Raw genomic sequence first — 21,859 nt, 5'->3', positions numbered from 1 at the left:
ATCTATTCCTGTTACCTCTGTTCCGATTTTCGAAGTTAGCACCTTCAATAGCCCCTTAATTTTGAAGCATCAGTAAGGCACACCTGCCGGCTGTCTCCAACCCACGTACACTTAATCAACACGAGCTACTGAACACCCTTATTTATGAAAAAATTACTACTCCTTTTTAGTTGTTGTCTGCTTATACAAACGGCTCAGGCTCAGTTTCCTATGGGCGGAGCTACTCCTCAGCGGAAAGCCCTTCCCGGAACAGCCGACGATAATACACCCAAAGGCAATTCGAAAATCACTGGTTTTGTGGTGGATTCTTCGGTCACGAAAGCCGTAGAGTTTGCGAACATCGCCTTGTATAACAAAGCTACCAACAAGCCCGTTGATGGTACCGTTGCAGATGATAAAGGCAAATTTACCCTTAGTCGCGTGGCCGTGGGCGAATATAAAATCCTGGTCACTTTCATTGGGTATGAAAACAAAACCATTGATAACATTAAAGTCGAAAAAGGTCAGGATATTGATCTGGGCGTAATTAAGGTTAATTCAAAAACCAAAACGCTGGACGAAGTAACCGTAACCGGACAGAAGGATTTAATCGAAGAGAAGGTGGATCGTCTGGTTTACAATGCTGAAAAAGACATCATGGCTAAAGGAGGCGATGCTTCTGACGTGCTGCGTAAAGTTCCGATGCTATCCGTCGATTTGCAGGGGAACCTTTCCTTACGTGGGAATCAGAATGTGCGGGTTTTAATTAATAATAAACCCAGTACAATCGTAGCCAGCAGCGTTGCGGATGCTTTGAAACAAATTCCAGCCGATATGATTAAAACGGTTGAAGTGATTACCTCTCCCTCCGCCAAATACGATGCCGAAGGTTCCGGCGGGATTATCAACATCATCACCAAGAAGAACAGCCTTCAGGGCTTAAACCTGACAATAGATTCAGGCGTAGGAAACCGGGGTTCGAACTTGTCACTGAACGGAAATTATCGCAAAGGTAAAATGGGTATTACCCTCGGCGGTTTCGGTCGGGCCAACTACAATGTAAAGCTGAAAGGCTTCACCGATCAGACGAATTTTGAATCAAACGGCTCAACTACTCGTACCTATCAGGATTTTTCAGGTGTAAACTCGGGCCTTTTCGGGAATTATAACCTGGGTTTTGATTATGATCTTGCTCAGAATCAGTCGATCACTGCCGGGGTTCGGTACGGTGCCCGGAACATGCTCAATGCTCTGGATTACAAAACGGATTCGTATATCAATAATCTTATTAATTCAACGGTTTATCGGGATGTTGATACTAAAAACCTTTCTGGAACGGTTGACGTAAACGTAGATTACCTTCATACGTACAAAAAACCACAGCAGGAATGGAGCGTTTCCACGCAATACAGCCGAAATGATTTAACCAACGATTTCATCTCTAATGATCGTACTGGCACAAATGAGCTCTTGTTTCGGCAGAAAAATATTAACCACAACCTGAATCAGGAATTTACCATTCAGACGGATTACCAGACACCAATCAAGAAAAATCAGATGATTGAATTTGGTGGCAAAGGCATCATGCGGACGGTAAACAGTGATTATCAGTATTTATTTGGTAATGGGAACAATCCCCTTACTCAGAGCCCTAAGCAACCTTCTGGAGCCCTGGATTACAACCAGAACGTAGTCGGAGCGTATACCTCTTACACACTTACCACCAAAAACAAGTACACCATCAAAGCCGGTACTCGTTACGAATACACCACTATTGAAGCCAGCACGCGTGAAGGAGGTAACATTGAGATTCCTAATTACGGAAACCTGGTTCCCAGTGTAAACATCTCGAAAAACATCAAGGGAGCTACCTGGAAAGTGGGATATAACCGTCGTCTGCAACGTCCCGGAATTCAGCAATTGAACCCCAACATTAACGCGGCTAACCCCCAGAACATCATGATCGGGGATCCTTCGCTTCGTCCTGAACTGACGGATAACGCAGAGTTAGGTTATAGCAAGAACTTCAAGAAGTTCTATCTGAATGCAGCCTTCTTTGGACGGATTACCAATGGAACCATCACTCAGGTAGTCCAAGCGAATGATACGCTGGCCGGTGGCGTGCTGACCACCTACCAGAACATTGGTAGCGAGCGGGCCGTGGGCACGAATCTCTTCGGTAACCTTGCCATTACCTCTAAATGGAACATTGGTATTTTCTCAAATATCATTTACAATAACCTGCGTGGGATGGCTCCTATTAGCGGCGGTAAATCTGAATTCGTTGAGAATTCCGGTCTAAACATTGGGGGTGGATTTAATTCCCAGATTCAGTTTAAAAACGGCTGGGGAGCTCAGGGTTTTGCCTTCATTCAGGGTTCTCAGGTACAGTTACAGGGTCGCCGGGGCGGATTTGCCTTCTACTCGGCGGGTGTGAAGAAAGACTTTAAAAATAAGAAAGGGAGCATTGGTCTGGCTGGAGAAAACTTCCTTACCAAAAGCTTTAACATTCATACCAACCTTTCCAATTCCCAGTTTACCCAGGTGTCTGACATCCACCTCTTTATGCGGGGTGTTCGCCTAACGTTCTCCTATAAAATTGGCAAAATGACTGCTCAGGCTCCGCGTAAGAAAGGTAAATCGGTTAACAACGATGACGTGAAGAGCGGTGGTGACGGCATGCAGGGCGGTGCTCCAGCAGGAGGTAGCACAGCCCCCGGCGGGCGACCCCGGTAGGGATTGAATCTCCAGTGAAGCGGGACTGTTTACGTAGATAAACAGTCCCGCTTGGATTATCATCTAATGGATCTGGTTCGAAGTACTGCATTAAAAAGCATTTAAAAAGTACTTGCAATTATTAAAAACTGTTTAATAATCTTAAATCAGTGAAAATATTACCTGAAAAACTACTAATTTTTTGCCGCAGGCTATATTTTACACATTTTTTTTTCGATATACGTACTTTGTATTGAAAAACTCTAAAGAATCCGATTACCTTTGTTGACTCCTGACGTACAGGAGATTTTTGTTTTATTTATTTTTTTGTTCACAATGCAAACAGGCACTGTAAAATTTTTCAACGAAACGAAAGGTTTTGGCTTTATTCTTGATGACGCTTCCGGGCAAGATATTTTCGTGCACGCGACGGGTCTGAGTTCAGCTACCATTCGTCAGGATGACCGTGTGTCTTTCGATACAATCGAAGGCAAACGTGGCTTGAACGCCGTTAACGTTAAGAAAATCTAATTTTTCTGAGCGTGCTCAGGAAAAGCCCTGCTTCCGTACGGAAGCAGGGCTTTTCTTTTGTCGCATATGGCACCGTTTTTTAAAGGTTATAGCTACACTATGCTATAAACCATGAAAACTCCATTAATAAATCTCTTCGCACTAGTCAGCCTGATCTGGATTGGATCAGCCTGTTCTTCGGTCAACGTTGATAAAAGTAGAAAAGCGGACTTTAGTCGTTACAGAACCTTTGCCTGGATGGACTCTGACGTACAGGCAGGAAAAAACCCCGCTTATTACAATGAAATTGCCACTCAGAATCTGGAAGCCGCAGTCGTTAATACGCTTAATGAAAAAGGGTATAAAGAAAATACCAGTAACCCGGATATGCTGATTGGCTATCACTTTTTCGTTGAACAGCGGGAACGCACCGTCTCGGATCCCAGTCCGATGTACGGCCCTTACATGGGTTGGGGACGTTGGGGCTGGCAAGGTTGGGGCCCTGCCTGGTATGGCTGGGGCGGCGGTCCCCGCTACCGTCAGGAAAAATACGACGCAGGAACGGTAGTGGTGGATATTGTAGATGCCAAAACTCAAAAATTAGTCTGGCGGGGTTCCGTTGAAAAAGCTGTTGATAACCCTACTCAAATCTCCCGGCAGTTGGAGCGGGAAGTGAGCAGAATTATTGATAAGGTGCCTGAAGAAAAATCAGGAGAATAGAATGCAATAATGAATCAGGTGGCGGATTATAAACCGTCACCTGATTTGTTAATATACCTTAAGTCATTAATTGCTGTACAATTTTCTCGGAAAACCTTAGTTTTACGAAAGAATTGTTTTTCCAATGATCTATAAACTCACTGCATTTATACTGATTTTTTTCGGGCTTAGTCTAAATTTTAAAGGTTTAGCTCAGGATCGTTACATTACGGGTATTGCCCTAAGCGATTCGACCAATAAGCCTATCAACCTGGCTTCGGTACGGAACATGCGGACGCAGGATGTAACCCGCACGAATAAATCAGGTACGTTCCTGGTTATGGCCCGGCCCGGTGATAACCTTCGCATTACCTGTAATGGCTGTGACGATGCTACGATTACCGTTGATTCTACGCACGATGATTTTACGGTTCGGGTAAAGCAATATGTCTTTCAGGGTGATGGTACTACGCTGAATGAAGTGCGGGTAACGGCTAAGTCGGAGGCTGAAATTAAATACGAGATCGAAAAAGCTCTGAAAGAGCCCCTTGCCAAAAAGAACATGAGTACGGATCAGATGTTGGGTATGGCCACCTCCCCCATTTCCCTGCTCTATGAATTATTCAGCAAAGAAGCCAAAACTAAACGTAAACTAGCCGTTTACCAGCAACAGGACCGCAAACACAAATTGGCTGAATTCAAGTATAACGAACAGGTAGTAAATCAGATTACTAAACTGGAAGGCGAAGATCTGAAGGAATTCATGCGTTTATTTCCCATTGACGACGACTTTGTATTGCAGTCTTCCGAATACGACATTATTCAGGTAATCAAGGCCAATTTTTCCAAGTACAAAGCCCGCCTGGGGCAAAAGTAGTCATTCCCACATTCTCTCATTTCGATTCAGGCATTCTGCGTGTACCTTTGCAAGATGAGGTACATGATTTCGTTTGCGTATAATGGGTCTACGTTCAATGGCTGGCAAAAACAGCCTAATGCTGTTTCTGTACAGGAAGCCCTTGAAAAATCGCTCTCCATTTTATTAAAAAATCCGGTAAATCTAATCGGTTCTGGCCGCACGGATACGGGAGTTCACGCCGAACAACAATACGCTCATTTTGACTGGCCAGAACCCATTACGGAAGATCTGGAATTCATTGCCTTTAAGTCTAACCGCATGACACCCGCCGGCATTGTCATCTACCGCATCTTCCCGATTCGGCAGGATGTTCATGCCCGGTTTACTGCAACTTCCCGCAAATACGAGTATCGAATTTCGAGAGTAAAAAACCCCTTCCGCCCTTTTATGGTTTATCCCTTTAGCTTTCCGTTAGATGTGGAAGCCATGAATCAGGCCGCTCAGTTCTTATTGAATCACAGCGATTTTCAGAGCTTTAGTTTGGTTAATACCCAGGTAAAAACCTTTCGCTGCGACATTACTGAAGCCCGCTGGGAAGAACGTGGTCACGAGTTAATCTTTCACGTGCGAGCAGATCGTTTTCTTCGGGGCATGGTAAGAGCTCTGGTGGGAACGCTCATGGATGTAGGCCGTGGACGGATTTCCGTTGAAGAAGTAAATGAAATTATACTAGCCAAAGATCGTAAACGAGCCGGGCGGGCCGTTCCACCGGATGGGTTATTTCTGGTTGAAGTCACCTACCCGATTAATGCCTTCGATCCACCCACAGAAACCGTAGCTATTGAGCTATAAACGATGAAAATCCAGGTAGCTATTCTTGCAGCAGGAAATTCAAGCCGGCTTGGACGACCCAAACAATTGGTACAATGGCAGGGAAAACCTCTGATCCGGTACGTCGCGGAAGAAGCCTTAGCCATTTCTGATCCGAACGTTACCCTTGAGCATTGCGTTGTCGTTGGAGCGTATGCTGAAGCCGTTGCTGAAGCCCTCCATTCCCTCCCTTTGCAGATCCTGATTAATCCTGACTGGTCGGAAGGAATGGCTTCTTCCGTACGTGTAGCCACCCAATATGCCATTCAACAGCAGGCCGATGCTATTCTTTTTGCCTTAACGGATCAGCCTTTTGTGGATACCTCCTTACTAGAGCAATTTATTCTGACTTACTTAGAAGTAAACGATTCCGGCTGCGTAGTAGTTTCTGACTATGGTTCCGACTGGGGCGTTCCTTTACTCATTGGTGCTGCTTACTTTGAGTCTTTAGTACAGTTAAAAGGTGATTCGGGAGTTAAACGATATGTAAAACAAAGGCAGTTGGCAGTGAAAAAAGTAACTTTTTTAAGAGGACTTATTGATATTGATACTGAACATGACCTAATGCATTTGCAAGAAAGGCAATGAGTTTGTAAATTTGTGAATTCACTGGAAATGAGCTCTATTTATTAGATTAGTTATTGGGAGTTAACACTCCGTTTAAAATTGAGTACTTATACCTGCACATCTAGATTTATTAAGATATCCTACCCCAAGTATAACTTGCCTTTTTAAAGGAATTATTTCTATTGAATAAATTATAAGTAACTATAAAACATAATTTATCAAATGGCCAACGATCCATTAGCTCTTACAAGAATTGGAGTTTTTTATGACGGAAACTACTTTTTACACGTCAGCAATTATTACAACTATTTTCATACCCGTAAAAGTCGCATAAGCGTTTCAGGCTTACATAATTTTATAAGAAATCAGGTTGCGGACGAATTAAGCTCTGATATACGTTTCTGCCAGATTGTTGACTCTCATTATTTCCGGGGCCGTTTGAATGCACAGGAAGCCAGTCAGCGGGGAAATATGCTTTTCTACGACCGGGTTTTTGACGATTTACTCATGGCTGAAGGCGTTACGACGCATTACCTTCCCATTCGTAGCTCCTTTGGCAATCGTTACGAAAAAGGAATTGATGTCTGGCTGGCTCTGGAAGCTTACGAGAAAGCCTTATCCAAACGATTTGATGTTATTGTCCTGATTGCTTCAGATGGCGATTACGTGCCTCTGGTTCGCAAATTAAACTCGCTGGCAACCAAAGTAATGGTTTTAAGCTGGGACTTCGAATACACTACGGAAGATGGTCAGAAAATGGTAACGCGTACGTCTCAGGACTTACTGGACGAGGTTACTTTCCACGCCGATATGGAGAAAATCATTGAAGATCGCGTTCGTCGCAATGATCCATTGATTAACAATATGTTCGTAGTGCCTCCAACGCCTCCCCAGAACAACTCTTCACGTCCAGAACGTACCAATACGGAAGCGGAAGGTGCTGAAGATAGTCTGGCTGAGCATACGGGCGAGTTAATGACCAGCACGATCTACTCGCTTAAAAATGGATACGGCTTTATTAAATATCCACCCAATAACCTGTTCTTCCATTACACCAGCCTGGTGGATACTGATTTCAATGAGCTTCAGGAAGGAGATGAGGTAGAATTCGTTCTGTCCTTAAATGACCGTGGCGATTATATTGCCAAGAACGTTCGTTTGTTATGGGATGAAGAGGGTGCTTCCACTGAAGTGGTTGCAACTCCTGAAACGGTAACCGAAGGCGAAGAAGATTCCCTGAAACTGGAATTTTAATAGCTTGTAACATACGTATAAAGAAGCCCGGTTCATCAGTGATGAACCGGGCTTCTTTATTACGTATGTATTGGATCGTTTTTAGCGGCTGCGGTTGTCAGTTGATAGAGTACCAGTCAACGTTTTACAACCGTAAAAATATACTATCAAATAATTATGAGGGTTTAAACAATTCGTTTGACAATATCTTCAACCGAAATGCCTTCAGCTTCAGCCTTGAAATTTCGGACGATCCGGTGGCGTAATACGGCCAGGGCAACGGCTTTTACATCTTCAATATCCGGTGAAAATTTTCCGCTAAATAAGGCATTACACTTGGCCGCCAGGATCAGGTTCTGCGAGGCTCTGGGCCCTGCTCCCCACTCCAGAAACTCATTGGCTTCTTTGGAGGCCAGCTCCGTGCGGGGACGCGTTTTGTGAACCAGACGAACGGCGTAATCTACCACATTGTCCGCGATGGGGACGCGACGAACCAATTGCTGGAAGTACAGAATTTCTTCCCCCGTTACCTGATGCTTCACTTCGTAACGTATATCCGAGGTCGTCGCTTTTACAATCGCTAGTTCAGCTTCAAATTTGGGATAATCCAACTGGATCATAAACATGAAACGATCAAGCTGGGCTTCGGGTAAGGGATAGGTTCCTTCCTGTTCAATCGGGTTTTGGGTAGCCAGTACAAAGAAAGGCTTGCTTAGGCCATACTTCTGCCCCGCAATGGTAACCGCATACTCCTGCATGGATTCCAGCAGAGCCGACTGCGTTTTAGGAGGCGTCCGGTTGATCTCATCCGCCAGAATAATGTTTGAGAAAATGGGACCTTTGATGAATCGGAAGTTGCGGTCATTATCCAACGTTTCTGATCCCGTAATATCCGAAGGCATTAAGTCCGGCGTAAACTGAATCCGGTTAAAATCCAGATCCAGAGCGTTTGCCATGGTTTGAATCAGTAAGGTTTTAGCCAGTCCGGGCACGCCCACTAATAAGCAATGACCCTGACAGAAAATTGCCGTTAGTAACAACTTTACTACATCGTCCTGCCCTATGACTACTTTGGTAATTTCAGCATGTAATTTCTGGTAAGCTTCATTCAGGGCTTTTACACCCTCTACATCGGAAGAATACGCCATAAATAAAATAGGGTTAGGGACCAGTTATTTGATTTTAATAAACGAAAAAGGGTTTGAATCTATTTGAAAAGATAAGTAATGCAAGATTTTCATCATTACAAACTTTTACCTCTTCAAATGCATTCAAACCCTTTCCTCCGGCTTATTCCGAACAGATGCTGTTACTGTTGCCCGTAGGCCGCCACAACATCGCTACATTCGGTTTTCAGCTCTTCATCACGTACCTGGATGAACACTTCAGCTTTTGTCTTTTTAAACCACTTTTCAACAGCATTGTTTCGTTTCCGGCTCAAGGCAATTTTTTGCAGCTTCTGGTAGTCTTCCTCCAGGTTCGCGTAATGGGGCGGATATTTTGCTTTGTAATAAATAATCCGAACACCTACTTTACCATCGCCGGAACGGTAAGGCAAAATTGTTGAATACGTACCTACCTGCATTGAATCCAGCGTAAAGTAAAGGCTGTGGTCCATCGTTTCATCCAAAGCCAGACGCGTACTCCGCGTTTCCGGATCCTGAATCCAGCCTCCTACATCAGCAGTAGCTTTATCTTCAGAAAACTCTTTGGCAGCTTTCTCAAAAGTAATTTTATTATCTACTAAAAGCGTACGAACCGAATCCAGGTATTTCGTTGCTTTCGTTACATCCAGACGATTATAGTCAGGACGCAGCAGAATGTGACGAGCCGTATAGACTTCGCCTTTCATGTCTTCCAGTTTGATTAAGTGAACGCCGTATTCTGTTTCAACGGGATCAGAATATTCACCGGGTTTGAGGCGATAAACGGCTCCTTCAAACTCCGATACCATGGTACCCCGTTTCACGTTTTGATACAAACCACCGCTTTGGGCACTACCCAAATCTTCGGAATACGTTATGGCTAACTGGGCAAAGTCCTCGCCTGCTAAAGCCCGTTTTTTATATTCCAGCAAGCGTTGCTTCAAAGCATCGGTTTCTTCCTTGGTTACTTCTGCCAATCGAATGATGTGGCCTACCTGCACTTCCGAAGGGAAATAAGGAAGACTGTCTTTGGGAATGGAATTAAAGAACTTCCGTACTTCATTAGGCGTAATCTTTACGTCACTCGTGATTTTCCGCTGCATTTCCTGCACCAGCAGATTATTTCTCACGTCCGAGCGAAGTTCCGCTTTCAGTTGCTCTATGCTTTTGCCAAATTGTTCGACAATGTTTTTCTGCGAACCGTACATCTGAATCATCTGATCCATCCGGCCTTCAAGTTCGCCGTCCACCTGACGATCCTCTACCGTTACGGAGTCAATCTCTGCTTTTGCTAACATTACCTTATTGATAATCAAGCTATTCAGACATTGACACTTCGAAGGAGGATTTTTCTGATTTTCGTTCTGGTACTGGTAATACATCTGATCTAAATCAGAGCGGAGAATATAGTGGTTATCCACTTTGCTGATCACACCGTCAATGACCTTACCCTTCGTGGCCTGAGCAAAGCCCAGCACTGGCAAAAACAGGAGTAACAGCCCGAATAATTTCTTCATTTTTAATTAAGTAGGTAATATAGTTAGAAAACGGGTGTCTATTGGATTGATGCTAAATACTAACGTTACGTTGCATGCTTTCCTAACGTTGCAGTTTCTTTTTAATTACTTAAGCTTTTTCAGCTCGTTTTCATTCACCTGAACCGGAAATTGTTTTCTCAGAGACTCTACCCAGTTTTTTTCCAGGTATTGCTGGTAATCATTAATTACCTGCCCACGGGCTTCTCCCAGAGTTTTGGTTCGGGCCATGTCCACGTTCGTTACATCAATGACTACAAAACGTCCGCTTTTTTCAAGGGTTTGCTTACCCGTTTTCCAGGTAATCCCATCAATGAATTTATTATCTCCTTTCTGGAAATACCCTTCTTCCAGCGTTAAAGTATTGGCTTTTGCTACGTTGAACTGACGAACCACATCCTGTTTCGAAGTAGTCGTTAAACTAAAGCTTACCCGACGATTTTTGTCGCGATTGGTGGTTGAAACAGGCTTAAATTTACTTTCATCAACTTCAACAATGCGGGTAGCTGAAATATTGCCGCGTTTGGTCAACTCGTTCACCACGCTTCGTAAACGACCGGCTGAGCAAGAATCAGCCTCCCCAGCATCCGCGTGTCCACTAATGGCAATTTGATACGCTGGGTTTTTACTTAAAATCACGATCAGGTCGAAAAGCTTCTCCCGCTGGGCCTCCGTTAGTTTGGTCTGTCCTTTAGGAAACGTCAGGTCTTCAATTTTCCGGTTAATGACATAAGGCTTTTAGCCAGAGCCTTTAACGCCTGATCCAGCACCGGACGTGTGGAAGCACTTAGCACCGAAGCCCGGACGCGAGGACTTAACTGATACTTATTGCGATTTTGTTCAAAAAACTGACGCTGTCCGGTTGTATCCGTCAGGGATTTCCCCTGCACGTTTTCTTCCAGCATCTGAAACAACAACATGCCGTCGTGGTATTCCTGAATCAGATCTTTAAAATCTTGATTTTTAGCTTCCAGATGATCTTCTTCGTAGGCCAGATTTTTCTCTTCTACGTAAGCATTATAAAGCGTTTTCAGCAGGGCCTGAGGGTTCGCTCCGGGTTGAGGTTTCTGATTTCGCTGAGCATAATCAAAGAAATCACTTACCCGATACATGTCAGATCCAATGCGGAAAAGTAACTGCCCGTTGAGATTCTGATCATTCGTGGCCTGCCATTTTCCGTCTGCCAGCAAAGGCGTAGCTTTTTCCAGAGCGGCAGCTAATGCCGTTTTATTCTCCTCAAATTTATTTTCCTGCTTAATGCGGCGAAGTACCGCTGACTTGCTCACATTCGAACGCTCGTCTGACTGCACTTTCGTTCGTAAGTACCCTACCATTTCTTCGTAATCAAGTAGCGGAATCCGCTTTACCAGCTTCAATATATGCCAGCCATAAGGCGTCTGAAATGGGGCCGAATACGCTCCTTCTTTCTTTAAAGCAAACGCGGCTTCTTCAAATGGAGGTAACATTTTACCCGTTCCAAAGGGCTGCATTACTCCTCCAGCATTTTTTGTGCTGGCATCTTCCGAAAACTGTTTCACTACTGCATCAAACGGAACGCCGCGTTGCAGTTCGCCGTAAGCTTCCTCAATTTTTGTCTTGGCCGTCATTTTATCCGCATCCGTAGCATGCCCCGGTACACGAACAAACAGATGAGCTACCTGAATATTTCCCTGACTACTCCGACGGTCATTCACCCGAATCAGGTGGTAACCGAACTTGGTGCGGACGGGCATCGAAATTTCACCTTTCTTGGTAGTATAAGCAGCCGTTTCAAAGGGATAAACCATTTGCAAACCCGTAAACCAGCCTAAGGTTCCACCATTTTTAGCGGCGTAAGGATCTTTGGAAAACTGTTTGGCTAATTCTTCGAAAGGTTCTCCCTTGTTGATCCGATCACGGATGGAAAGAGCCTGGTTGTAAATGCGTAAGGTGTCTTCGGGTGAAGCATTAGGGGCTACTTCCAGCAGGATATGCGACGCATTGACTTCTTCTTTCAGCCTTTCGTACGCTTCTCTTACCAACGCCTCCGTTACTTTTTTATCCGTAATAAAGGACTGAGCCGACACTTTGCGATAGCCAGCTAATTCTTCTTTAAAGTCAGCGGTGGTATCAATTCCCCGACTTTCGCCCGCCAGTACTTTGAGTTTATAATTAATAAAAAGGGGAAGATATTCTCGAATTCCGGCGGATTCGGTTAGGCTGTCAGCTCCGACCGGGTTTTTCTTGTAATGATACATGAATTCACTCACCGTAACCTTTTTAGGGCCGATGGTAATCAAAACTGGATCATTGGATTGTTGAGCGAAAGCAGTAAAATCCTGAAAGCAAAAAACCAAAGCGATCCACCGAAGTGATTTATACATACCTGAGCAATTGGGGTTCATCCGAGCATAACCGAATTTCGGGCCAAATTATTGCTCAAAGATAGCGAAACTCCGCGTAGTGACCTATTTTTCTAAGTTAGGGAGGGGCCAGCCCCATCGGTAAAACCCTAGCGTGATTGCCGGGAAATCTGAAAATTCAACTGATATTCATAGCTGTCAAAGCGAGTATCAGCACTGAATTTCAGCGGAATAGTTTGCGTAGCTGTCATTTTCGCTACCTCTTCGTAGGTATACGTTCGGCTGAAAGACCCTAACAAATCGTCGGGATCAATTCGGTTGGAATTATTTAATACCAATCCCGCCGCCTGAAGCGATAACAGAAAATAACCCACCGGATTGGTCAGTTCGGTTACCTGTAATAAACTCGCTGCCGCTCCGGCGTAACCCGTATATTTTCGAATATCGGTAACCAGTTTCTGAGCTTTGCTGTAATCGTCAATTTCCATTAATACGACAGTGGCTACTACCCGACTCTTCGGCGGCACTTCAATGCTTAAACTCGGAAAAGCCGTAAACTGATCGCCTTTTTTAGTTCGCTGTACACCCCAGGCACCATTTTGGGTATTGATGAGATGGTTATTTTCATCGAGTACGCTCAGGGTATACGCCAACATGAGTTCATCCTGACGGGTAATTTTCTCCTGAATGGTAACTGCCTTCAAGGAAGTCGGCTGAAACTTCACCGCAACTGGTGAGCGTCGGCTCTGGTTTTTGCAGGCCGTCAGGCTTATCAGGAAAAACAGGAAATAAATAGGTCGGGACAACACAGGGTAAGTAGCTATTAGTTTTTAGAATGATAGTTAACGTTTTAAAAACTAACTATGTATGCTTAAATAACGATAAGAATTTTATTAAACCTCTTCAATGATAGACTGACCCGAGGAAGCATCGCCGGAAGTCCACTGCCAGGTTTCGTGCAAACGGATTTTTCCATTGTTCATAACTTCAGGCACGGAGTGACACTTTCCGGCTCGCAATTCACCTGTTTCGCTCAGATGATGATACACCATGTCAATGGCTCCTTCTTCAGTTACCTTCCCTATAATCGAACCACGAATGACGGAACCACCCGCATAATCGGCCCATACCTCTCCATTTTGCTGGTAATAGTTAAAAATGGTTTCATTATTTACTTCCCCATTTTCAGTATTAACGGCTGTTCGGAAACGCCGTCCATTGTAGTTAATCATAGGTTTTTAAAGTTTTGGTAATAAGTTAGGCTGGCATTCTTTCAGCATTCTCTATCCATAAGGCAGTGCTTTACATGGCAGAGGCAAGAAATGCCAGCGAAAAAGCTGGCATCGGTGTACTAGCTTTTCGCTGGCGTTTATTCGGTATCGTCTAAACCAAAGGTTCCTGCTGGCTTAGACAGTGGAAGCTTCCCTGCCCCCAAATGATTTCATTAGCCAACAAAGGAATCACTTTCTGCGTCGGAAATGCCTTTTCCAGAATATCAATCGCCATTTGATCATTAGGGTTATCAAACACCGGAACGATCACCCCTGCATTACAAATCAGGAAGTTGGCGTAACTGCCGGGCGTACGAAAATCATTGATATAAACGGGCTTGGGCATCGGTAACTCAATGATATTTAATTGTTTACCATTCAACAGACGCATTTCTTTAAGCATTTGAAGGTTCGTATTTAACACTTCAAAATTCTCATCATTCCGATCTGCTTCCACGCAAGCCACAACGGTATCTTTATTTACGAAACGAGTAGTATCATCAATGTGTCCGTCCGTATCATCACCGACAATGCCATCTTCTACCCATAATACCTGCTCCATGCCGTAATAATCGCACAGGTATTGCTCGATCTGGCCCTGAGTTAAATGGGGATTACGGTTAGGATTGAGTAAACAGGATTTGGAAGTTAATACCGTTCCCGCTCCGTTGAATTCAACCGATCCCCCCTCCATAATCACTCCTGGTGATACGTAAGGCAAATCCAGATAGGCCGCAATTTTAACAGGCAGAGCATCATCATCCGAATACGGTGGATACTTACCACCCCAGGCGTTATAGCCCCAGTTTACAATCTGGCGTTCTTTGGTTTCGGGGTTAATCAGAAAAGCTGGACCGTGGTCGCGGCACCAGGCATCGTTGGTAGGGTTAATCAGAAATTCAATCTGATTAAGATCAACGCCTGCCTCGGTTAACCAGCCGATAATTTGCGTTTTAAGGGCTTCGCTATTGGCATTAATGCAAACTTTTTCGCCCTGAGAAATAGCTTTAATAAATTGAATATACTGCGGACGCATACCGGCAAGTTTGTCTCCCTGCCAGGAGTGGTCGTTATGCGGGAAAGTCAGCCAGGTAGCCCGGTGCGGGTGCCACTCAGCAGGAAAGAAAAAACCTTGTTCTTTGGGTGTCATCAGTGTTACGATTGCTGTGGGAAGTTTGGTTGCAGCCCGGTATCAGAATCAGGCGGCAAAGATACGGGAGTTTTCGGTTTAGCGTTTTGAGTTAACCTCACTCCAAATTCAATTTTCAGGCTTAAACCTGGTTTTAATGAAAGCTTCTTACCAATCTCTCCGTATTTTTGCGGCATGATGAACGGTTCGGGTGATACGGCTTTTTTACAGCAACTCTTTTCGCAGGAGCAGCTTTTTCTGGTTTCTTCAGATATTTCAGTTCAGGAAACTACGCAGGAAGAAGTTAGTTCGGTAGAGAGGTGACACCTACGGTACCTTTTGTTGAGGAAATCATCGAAAAACCGGCAGAAGCCGAAACTTCGGCACCCGCAGTAGTAACGCCCCCTGTGGTTACTCCACCTGAACCAGTTACCCCACCTGTCAAGCCTGCTGAACCTAAGCCGATTCAACTTAGCCATCAGGTTTTACTATTGACAGAGAACCCTTCCTTGCAGGATTTAGACTTGCTCCAGAATATCCTTAAATCGGTCAATCTTTCACTGGATACCATTGACTTACTGGATCTTGCTCAGGTTTCCGTTTCAGAACATCAGAATCTTTTAAGTGGGAAAATGGTGCACCATGTATTAACCTTTGGCGTTCCCCTGAAGAAGATTGGTTTGCAGATTTTCCTGATGCCCTATCAGGTTCGAAATGTACAGGATATCAATTTCGTGATGGTCGATCACCTGAAAGACTTCCATGAAGATAAAGCCAAGAAAAAGGCTTTGTGGATGGTTCTGAAACAGTTATTTGGCGTTTAAGTCTGCCTTCTGCTCTTTTGCATTTCTAAGTTTTTTCGAACCTTACTCAACGGGAAAGGCGTTTTTTTCGTTTATATATCTAGTGTCACCGCTGTTCCATTAATCCTGCTTCATTTTCTACGAAACAATTCTACATTCTTCTGTGCTAATCATTGCCTTTTCCCTACCCCGTAACCGGATTGGATGGAAGAATCGATTGACCCATTTAAAACGTAGAAATCATGACACAACCACCCCTGAACAACCCCGATGATTCGCAAAATCAGGATTTTCATCGTGGCTATAGCAGTGGCTTAGAGCAAGTAAACCCGGATGCTTATGCAGATTTTGTAACCAATACCGTGAATGCGGATCGGTTACAAAACCAGATTGTTTCTTACCAACAGGAACTACGCGAAGTTGACAGCGAAATCCGGCAAACGCGTCAGGATCAACAGCAAGCTTTTGCTTCCCTTCAGCAGCATCTGGTAAAAATTGACGGAATTAACAAAGAAGTTGAAAGGCAAAGTAAACGTATTGCGGAAACCGAGCAGGACATTACTTCACTGGAAGAACGTTACCAGAAAGCCGCTCCCAAGTATTCGCTATTTGCGGGGATTCTGTATTTCGTCGCTGGTGTTTCATTCGTGGCGGGGGATTTAATTATCTCGCACGAAATTGTTGCCTACGCCCTCAACATTCGTAATCAGACCGAAGCCTGGTTTTTTGCCGTTGGTCTGGCGATGGTCTCGGTCTTATTAAAGCCCGTTTACGACCGTCTGATTGAAGGGCCTTATTTACAAAATCAGGAGAAAAGTCAGAAGTTGTACGCAGCTTTCAAAATTACATTGGCTGTCTTTTCAGTGCTTACCTTATTCATTCTGGGTTGGTTCCGTTACGAAGCGTACCGAACCGACAAAATGAAACAAGCTATTACTCAGAACATCAAGAACCTTCAGATTCAGCAGGCCGACCCTAACTCTGCTTCTGCCATTTTACAGGTAGAAAAACAGATGCAGCAGGTCGATGTACTGAATCAGGGCTTAGTCACGAGTCCGTTTGCATTGGCATCGTTCGTACTTTCGGGGGTGTTATTTGCGGTGGCAGGGGCCGTTTGCCTCGGGGTTTCTTTCCCCATCCTTCAGGGATTCTGGTTCCGATGGTTACAGGCCGGACCGCGACTGAAGCGGTTACGCAAACTTCGTCTCCAGAAATTAGGGGAATTAGCCACTATTGAAAATGGTCTTGCGGAGCATTTAATTCAGAAAGGAACCCTGGAAAACAAACTCCATTACCTCACTCCCATTACTGAACTAAACAACCGCCGCCAGGAATTGCGAGATCACATTCGTAGGTTGGAAGAAGATCAGAAAAATGCGGAAATCGGTCGCCGGGTGGCTTCGTTTAAAGATGGACTGGCGAAAGGCACTTCTAGTCGGGAGCATACGGAACCTGAAAAAGTTGAGCCTAAATTTATAGAACAGGGGCACGTATTACCCTCTTCCATTGACCGCCAAACCAGTGTAAATGGCGGTGGAATGAACGGTCATCATTAACTTGATTACTCATTCGTTCAATACAGGAAAAGGCCAGCGATTGCTGGCCTTTTCCTGTATCAGTACTGGGTGTAGTTATTTGCTAATCGTGTGGCTGCCTTGTTCGTAAGGGGTACCGAAACGATAGTTTGCTGCCTTGTACAATTCCTCTTCGGGCAGGGTCTTGAAGTATTCGTAGGTGCGTTTCAGCCCTTCTTCGCGACTGATCTGAGGCTCCCAACCCAAAATCTGCTGAGCACGGGTAATGTCCGGACGACGCTGCTTGGGATCATCCTGCGGCAAAGGCTTGAGAATCAACTGTTGTTTCGTTCCGGTTAGTTTGATGATTTCTTCACCGAATTGCTTGATCGTGATTTCGCCGGGGTTACCAATGTTCACGGGTTCGGCATAATCGCTCATGAGCAATCGGTAAATGCCTTCGATGAGATCATCTACGTAACAGAAAGAACGCGTTTGCGAACCATCACCGAATACCGTTAAATCTTCGCCACGCAGAGCCTGACCAATGAAAGCAGGTAATACACGACCGTCGTTTAGACGCATTCGGGGACCGTAGGTATTAAAGATGCGAACAATGCGAGTCTCTACGCCGTGGTAACGGTGGTAGGCCATCGTGATCGCTTCCTGAAAACGTTTTGCTTCATCATACACCCCACGAGGACCAATAGGGTTTACGTGACCCCAGTAATCTTCCGTTTGCGGGTGAACTAGCGGATCGCCGTACACTTCCGAAGTGGATGCCACCAGAATCCGGGCTCCTTTGGCTTTAGCCAAACCCAGACAGTTATGCGTGCCGAGTGATCCTACTTTCAAGGTCTGGATCGGAATCTTGAGGTAGTCAATTGGACTAGCTGGACTGGCAAAGTGCAGGATGTAATCCAGTTCACCCGAAACATCAATGTAGTTGGATACATCGTGGTGAATAAATTCGAATTGGGGCAACGAACGGAGGTGTTCAATATTTTTGAGATCACCCGTGACCAGATTGTCCATCCCGATAACGTAGTACCCTTCTTTAATGAAGCGATCACTTAAGTGAGAGCCCAAAAAACCGGCGGCTCCGGTGATTAACACACGTTTCATAAGTTTCTAAAAGAAAAGAATTGAAGCGGAAAGATACTGGGTTCTTTCCGCTTCTAGGTAGGTATTAATTAATTTTCTGACGACCAATGGAGAAGTAAGTATAGCCTCTCTCTTTCATGTCTTCGAGTTCATAGACGTTACGTCCATCGAAGATCACCTTGTTCTTCAACCTCGCTTCGAGCTTCTCAAAATCCGGCGTTCTAAACTGAGGCCACTCCGTCATAATCATCAACGCATCGGCATCCACCACCGCCGAATAGGCATCTTTGGTGAAGGTCACCTTCGAGCCCAGATCCGCTAGATTCGCTACGTTCTCCATCGCCTCGGGATCATACGCCTTCACGTGAGCCCCCGCCGCCAGCAGTTCTCGAATGTTATACAAGGCCGGAGCTTCCCGGATGTCGTCGGTGTACGGTTTGAAGGCCAATCCCCATACGGCAATCGTCTTGCCCTTGACGTCTCCGCCAAAGTACTCCAGCACCGAGGGCAACAACCGCGTCTTCTGCTCTTCGTTGACTTTCATCACCGAATCCAGAATCTGGAAGTCGTAGTCGTGCTCGCTACTCGTCTTGGAAAGAGCCTGCACGTCTTTGGGGAAGCACGAGCCTCCGTAGCCAATCCCGGCAAACAAAAAGCGTTTGCCAATCCGGCTGTCGGTACCAATGCCCCGGCGAATGTCATCGACATTGGCTCCCACTTTCTCGCAGAGGTTGGCAATCTCGTTCATGAAGGTAATCTTGACCGCTAAAAAGGCATTGGCGGCGTACTTGGTCATCTCCGCTGAACGCTCGTCCATGAAGATAATGGGGTTGCCCTGACGCACCAGCGGGGCATACAGCCGGTTCATAGACGCTTTGGCTTTCTCCGAAGTCGTTCCAATCACCACGCGGTCGGGCTTCATGAAGTCTTCCACGGCTACGCCTTCGCGAAGGAATTCAGGGTTAGAGATCACATCGAACTCCACGCTAGCTTTTTCAGCGATAGCGGCTCTTACTTTCTCAGCCGTTCCCACGGGAACGGTCGATTTGTCGATGATGACGGTATATTGTTTGAGCAAAGGGCCCAGGTCTTTGGCTACGCCCAGGATATACTTAAGATCGGCCGAGCCGTCTTCGCCGGGAGGCGTGGGTAGAGCCAGAAAGATCACTTCGGCTCCTTCAATGCCTTCGGCTAACGAAGTCGTGAAGGAGAGGCGGCCTTCAGCGGTGTTACGTAAGAATAACTCTTCCAGACCGGGTTCGTAGATGGGGATGATCCCACTTTTCATCTTCTCGACTTTGCGGGCATCGATGTCCACGCAAACTACCTGGTTTCCTGTTTCGGCAAAGCACGTGCCCGTGACTAATCCCACGTATCCGGTCCCTACTACGGCTAATTTCATACTATTGACAGTGTGTTGAAATAGTTATAATGATATTGACTTGACGGAATAATATCTATAAAAAATAAGACTCACAAAAATATATTTTTTCAGATAAAGCCTAAGACTACACTGGAAAATTGACTATACGGTTACTGGAATGTTTATTTTTTTATATTCATTATGTAAATTATTAAAAATCAATCTTAATCTCTTTGCTCATGTATACGTCATTTTTACTAAACTGACATAAATCAAGAATTGTTTAGGGGGTTATCCCTTTGAATTGCTGATTTTCAGTAGCGTCATTTCTGTTGTCTGCACGTTTTATATTCTGTTCCTGCACCCTAAACTTAACTAGCTCATTCCTAGTTATTAACCCGTAAAATCATCCCACAAAACAGGAAAAACAGGTTTAGGGTTTTATCTTGCTCAAAAAATTGCCTGTCTCGTGACGAACGAAGAAATAGTTGAAATTTTCGAACTGACTACTAAGCTACTGGAGCTTCACGGTGAAAACGAGTTTAAAATTCGTAACTACCAGAATGCCGCTTTTAATCTCGATAAAACTAACGTTGACCTGCTTACTGCCCCCATCGAAGAGCTTTCGATGATTCCCGGGGTAGTGAAAAGTATGGCTGCGAAAATCGATGAAATCCGTACGACGGGTTCTTTAAAAGATCTCAATGATTTATTAGCTAACACGCCCGAAGGTATTCTGGACATGTTCAGAATCAAGGGAATTGGACCGAAGAAAATTCGTACCATCTGGAAAGAGCTGGGCATTACTGATACGCAGCAGCTATTATTGGCTTGTGAGAACGGAGATATTGCCAAACTGAAGGGTTTCGGCGAAAAGACGCAGGAAACGATTCATACGAATCTGCTCTTCCTACAATCCAATTCCTCTAAACTTCGCATGGACGCGGCTCTGGTTTTAGCTGAAGTATTGTTTGATGCTTTAGAGAAAAAGTATAAAGTTGAAATTACCGGAGAGGTCCGCCGCAAGCTGGAAATTGTTGAGCTGATTCAACTGGTGGTTTCCGCAGAAAAACCAGCAGAAGTGCAGTCGTTTCTGAATACGCTGGAGTTTCTTACGCCCGATGAGAAGGCCTCTACCCCGTTCATCTGGCGAGGCCGTTTTCTGGACCGGACGATTCCGGTAGAAGTGCGAATCGTTAAACCTCAGCAATTTGTTAATCAGGTTTTTGTGCATTCCTCGGATGAAAAACATTTGATTCAACCCGTTGGCACGACTACACTTCTAAAAACGGCCTTGCTGGAACCTCACGATTCCGAAGAAGCGATTTATACGAAACTGGGCATGCCCTATCTATCGCCGGAGTTACGCAATGGCGAGCTGGAATTTGACCCTGCTTTTCAAAGCAAAAACCTCATCACCTGGGATGCCCTGAAAGGTACCGTTCACAACCACTCAACCTGGTCGGATGGAAAACATACCTTAGAGCAAATGGCTCGGGCGGCGGCGGAGTTAGGCTTGCAGTACTTAGGCATTGCCGATCACTCCAAGTCAGCAACGTATGCCAATGGGTTGAACGAGGAGCGGGTTTATCAACAACATCAGCAGGTGGATGATCTCAACGCCCAGTTCCAAAAAGAGGGACTGAATTTCACCATTTTTAAAGGAATTGAATCCGATATTCTGGGAGATGGTTCGCTGGATTACTCGTCGGAAGTGCTGAAGACCTTCGATTTTGTGGTGGCATCGGTTCACTCCAATCTGAAAATGACGGAAGAACGGGCCATGCAGCGGCTCATTACCGCCATCGAAAACCCATATACCACTATTATTGGACACCCAACGGGTCGGTTGTTACTTTCTCGCCCCGGTTACCCCGTAGATCACAAAAAGTTAATAGACGCATGTGCGGCGAATGGTGTTATTTTGGAACTCAATGCGAGTCCTTACCGACTGGACGTGGATTGGCGGTGGATTCCTTATGCTCTGGAAAAAGGCGTGTTAGTATCCATTAACCCTGATGCTCACCACATTGACGGCTATATGGACATGCATTATGGTGTGGCCGTAGCCCGCAAAGGTGGACTAACGCAGGAAATGACCTTTAATGCTTTAGGAAAAGAAGAAGTCCAGACGTATTTCACGAAACGCAAAATCGGATAAATCCGCACGGAAAACCGGAACCAAAATCAGTACTATACGTTATTTCTGAAGCGGTCGTAC

General features: G+C 45.1%; 20 protein-coding genes. 11 read left to right on the top strand and 9 right to left on the bottom strand.

Annotated elements, in window-relative coordinates:
• The first annotated feature begins 144 nt into the window (after positions 1 to 144).
• From BWI96_RS05610 to BWI96_RS05580, 7 genes are all read left to right on the top strand, one after another.
• Positions 145 to 2,715, top strand: coding sequence for a TonB-dependent receptor domain-containing protein (locus BWI96_RS05610; protein ID WP_106635712.1), 2,571 nt, complete (start codon positions 145 to 147; stop codon positions 2,713 to 2,715).
• 315 nt (positions 2,716 to 3,030) lie between these two features.
• Positions 3,031 to 3,225 carry a cold-shock protein gene (locus tag BWI96_RS05605; RefSeq protein ID WP_106635940.1) on the top strand — a complete coding sequence of 65 codons (195 nt, stop codon included), beginning with the start codon at positions 3,031 to 3,033 and terminating at the stop codon, positions 3,223 to 3,225.
• A 111-nt stretch (positions 3,226 to 3,336) separates the two neighbouring features.
• A complete protein-coding gene (locus BWI96_RS05600) occupies positions 3,337 to 3,924 on the top strand; it encodes a DUF4136 domain-containing protein (protein ID WP_106635711.1) in 588 nt (195 codons plus the stop codon).
• A 124-nt stretch (positions 3,925 to 4,048) separates the two neighbouring features.
• Positions 4,049 to 4,780, top strand: coding sequence for a hypothetical protein (locus BWI96_RS05595; RefSeq protein ID WP_106635710.1), 732 nt, complete (start codon positions 4,049 to 4,051; stop codon positions 4,778 to 4,780).
• Positions 4,781 to 4,843: 63 nt separating this feature from the next.
• The gene (gene truA / locus BWI96_RS05590; protein ID WP_369804077.1) at positions 4,844 to 5,614 is read left to right on the top strand and encodes a tRNA pseudouridine(38-40) synthase TruA; all 771 of its coding nucleotides are present in this window, start codon (positions 4,844 to 4,846) and stop codon (positions 5,612 to 5,614) included.
• Between the two features lie 3 nt (positions 5,615 to 5,617).
• Entirely contained in the window at positions 5,618 to 6,220 is a 603-nt protein-coding gene (locus BWI96_RS05585; RefSeq protein ID WP_106635708.1) for an NTP transferase domain-containing protein, read from the top strand.
• Between the two features lie 201 nt (positions 6,221 to 6,421).
• Positions 6,422 to 7,453: an NYN domain-containing protein gene (locus BWI96_RS05580; RefSeq protein WP_106635707.1), complete on the top strand. Its 1,032-nt coding sequence runs from the start codon at positions 6,422 to 6,424 to the stop codon at positions 7,451 to 7,453.
• Positions 7,454 to 7,617: 164 nt separating this feature from the next.
• Here the strand turns inward: BWI96_RS05580 and BWI96_RS05575 are convergent, their stop codons facing one another.
• The 7 genes from BWI96_RS05575 to BWI96_RS05545 form a co-directional block, all read right to left on the bottom strand.
• Positions 7,618 to 8,580, bottom strand: coding sequence for a MoxR family ATPase (locus BWI96_RS05575; protein WP_106635706.1), 963 nt, complete (start codon positions 8,578 to 8,580; stop codon positions 7,618 to 7,620).
• 161 nt (positions 8,581 to 8,741) lie between these two features.
• Positions 8,742 to 10,094, bottom strand: a complete 1,353-nt coding sequence (locus BWI96_RS05570; RefSeq protein ID WP_106635705.1) for a peptidylprolyl isomerase — start codon at positions 10,092 to 10,094, stop codon at positions 8,742 to 8,744.
• Positions 10,095 to 10,199: 105 nt separating this feature from the next.
• Positions 10,200 to 10,817, bottom strand: coding sequence for an OmpA family protein (locus BWI96_RS05565; protein WP_369804097.1), 618 nt, complete (start codon positions 10,815 to 10,817; stop codon positions 10,200 to 10,202).
• A complete protein-coding gene (locus BWI96_RS05560; RefSeq protein ID WP_157830225.1) occupies positions 10,814 to 12,475 on the bottom strand; it encodes a peptidylprolyl isomerase in 1,662 nt (553 codons plus the stop codon). The genes BWI96_RS05565 and BWI96_RS05560 overlap by 4 nt, the downstream gene beginning before the upstream one ends.
• A gap of 128 nt (positions 12,476 to 12,603) precedes the next feature.
• A complete protein-coding gene (locus BWI96_RS05555) occupies positions 12,604 to 13,263 on the bottom strand; it encodes a hypothetical protein (protein ID WP_157830224.1) in 660 nt (219 codons plus the stop codon).
• Between the two features lie 84 nt (positions 13,264 to 13,347).
• The gene (locus BWI96_RS05550) at positions 13,348 to 13,686 is read right to left on the bottom strand and encodes a n-acetylglutamate synthase (protein WP_106635701.1); all 339 of its coding nucleotides are present in this window, start codon (positions 13,684 to 13,686) and stop codon (positions 13,348 to 13,350) included.
• Positions 13,687 to 13,837: 151 nt separating this feature from the next.
• Complete coding sequence (locus BWI96_RS05545; protein WP_106635700.1) at positions 13,838 to 14,875, bottom strand: agmatine/peptidylarginine deiminase; 1,038 nt, start codon at positions 14,873 to 14,875, stop codon at positions 13,838 to 13,840.
• 174 nt (positions 14,876 to 15,049) lie between these two features.
• Between BWI96_RS05545 and BWI96_RS22780 the strand changes: the two genes are divergently transcribed.
• The 3 genes from BWI96_RS22780 (at position 15,050) to BWI96_RS05535 (ending at position 17,213) form a co-directional block, all read left to right on the top strand.
• Entirely contained in the window at positions 15,050 to 15,178 is a 129-nt protein-coding gene (locus BWI96_RS22780) for a hypothetical protein (RefSeq protein WP_255400586.1), read from the top strand.
• Positions 15,175 to 15,678: a DNA polymerase III subunit psi gene (locus BWI96_RS05540; protein WP_106635699.1), complete on the top strand. Its 504-nt coding sequence runs from the start codon at positions 15,175 to 15,177 to the stop codon at positions 15,676 to 15,678. Before BWI96_RS22780 ends, BWI96_RS05540 begins: the two co-directional genes overlap by 4 nt.
• 221 nt (positions 15,679 to 15,899) lie before the next feature.
• The gene (locus BWI96_RS05535) at positions 15,900 to 17,213 is read left to right on the top strand and encodes a hypothetical protein (protein ID WP_106635698.1); all 1,314 of its coding nucleotides are present in this window, start codon (positions 15,900 to 15,902) and stop codon (positions 17,211 to 17,213) included.
• A gap of 75 nt (positions 17,214 to 17,288) precedes the next feature.
• On the opposite strand, the gene BWI96_RS05530 is transcribed toward BWI96_RS05535, so the two are convergent.
• Positions 17,289 to 18,296, bottom strand: coding sequence for a UDP-glucuronic acid decarboxylase family protein (locus BWI96_RS05530; protein ID WP_106635697.1), 1,008 nt, complete (start codon positions 18,294 to 18,296; stop codon positions 17,289 to 17,291).
• A 64-nt stretch (positions 18,297 to 18,360) separates the two neighbouring features.
• The gene (locus tag BWI96_RS05525; RefSeq protein WP_106635696.1) at positions 18,361 to 19,677 is read right to left on the bottom strand and encodes a UDP-glucose/GDP-mannose dehydrogenase family protein; all 1,317 of its coding nucleotides are present in this window, start codon (positions 19,675 to 19,677) and stop codon (positions 18,361 to 18,363) included.
• Positions 19,678 to 20,107: 430 nt separating this feature from the next.
• On the opposite strand from BWI96_RS05525, the gene polX reads away from it, so the two are divergent.
• On the top strand, positions 20,108 to 21,799 hold the full coding sequence (polX, locus tag BWI96_RS05520; protein WP_106635695.1) for a DNA polymerase/3'-5' exonuclease PolX: 1,692 nt from the start codon (positions 20,108 to 20,110) through the stop codon (positions 21,797 to 21,799).
• Positions 21,800 to 21,859: the final 60 nt, after the last annotated feature.

The organism is Siphonobacter sp. SORGH_AS_0500 (assembly GCF_002838835.1).
Taxonomy (GTDB): domain Bacteria; phylum Bacteroidota; class Bacteroidia; order Cytophagales; family Spirosomataceae; genus Siphonobacter.
The sequence above is the reverse complement of the archived record's forward strand: the minus strand, read 5'-3'. Positions and strand labels throughout refer to the sequence as shown.

Excerpts from the sequence above, each read along its gene's own strand:
- BWI96_RS05580 (WP_106635707.1), top strand. The coding sequence starts at position 6,422 with ATGGCCAACGATCCATTAGCTCTTACAAGAATTGGAGTTTTTTATGAC.
- BWI96_RS05535 (WP_106635698.1), top strand. The coding sequence starts at position 15,900 with ATGACACAACCACCCCTGAACAACCCCGATGATTCGCAAAATCAGGAT.
- BWI96_RS05600 (WP_106635711.1), top strand. The coding sequence starts at position 3,337 with ATGAAAACTCCATTAATAAATCTCTTCGCACTAGTCAGCCTGATCTGG.
- BWI96_RS05605 (WP_106635940.1), top strand. The coding sequence starts at position 3,031 with ATGCAAACAGGCACTGTAAAATTTTTCAACGAAACGAAAGGTTTTGGC.
- BWI96_RS05575 (WP_106635706.1), bottom strand. The coding sequence starts at position 8,580 with ATGGCGTATTCTTCCGATGTAGAGGGTGTAAAAGCCCTGAATGAAGCT.
- BWI96_RS05570 (WP_106635705.1), bottom strand. The coding sequence starts at position 10,094 with ATGAAGAAATTATTCGGGCTGTTACTCCTGTTTTTGCCAGTGCTGGGC.
- BWI96_RS05560 (WP_157830225.1), bottom strand. The coding sequence starts at position 12,475 with ATGTATAAATCACTTCGGTGGATCGCTTTGGTTTTTTGCTTTCAGGAT.
- BWI96_RS22780 (WP_255400586.1), top strand. The coding sequence starts at position 15,050 with ATGATGAACGGTTCGGGTGATACGGCTTTTTTACAGCAACTCTTTTCG.
- BWI96_RS05595 (WP_106635710.1), top strand. The coding sequence starts at position 4,049 with ATGATCTATAAACTCACTGCATTTATACTGATTTTTTTCGGGCTTAGT.
- BWI96_RS05545 (WP_106635700.1), bottom strand. The coding sequence starts at position 14,875 with ATGACACCCAAAGAACAAGGTTTTTTCTTTCCTGCTGAGTGGCACCCG.
- BWI96_RS05525 (WP_106635696.1), bottom strand. The coding sequence starts at position 19,677 with ATGAAATTAGCCGTAGTAGGGACCGGATACGTGGGATTAGTCACGGGC.
- truA (WP_369804077.1), top strand. The coding sequence starts at position 4,844 with ATGATTTCGTTTGCGTATAATGGGTCTACGTTCAATGGCTGGCAAAAA.
- BWI96_RS05585 (WP_106635708.1), top strand. The coding sequence starts at position 5,618 with ATGAAAATCCAGGTAGCTATTCTTGCAGCAGGAAATTCAAGCCGGCTT.
- BWI96_RS05550 (WP_106635701.1), bottom strand. The coding sequence starts at position 13,686 with ATGATTAACTACAATGGACGGCGTTTCCGAACAGCCGTTAATACTGAA.
- BWI96_RS05530 (WP_106635697.1), bottom strand. The coding sequence starts at position 18,296 with ATGAAACGTGTGTTAATCACCGGAGCCGCCGGTTTTTTGGGCTCTCAC.
- BWI96_RS05610 (WP_106635712.1), top strand. The coding sequence starts at position 145 with ATGAAAAAATTACTACTCCTTTTTAGTTGTTGTCTGCTTATACAAACG.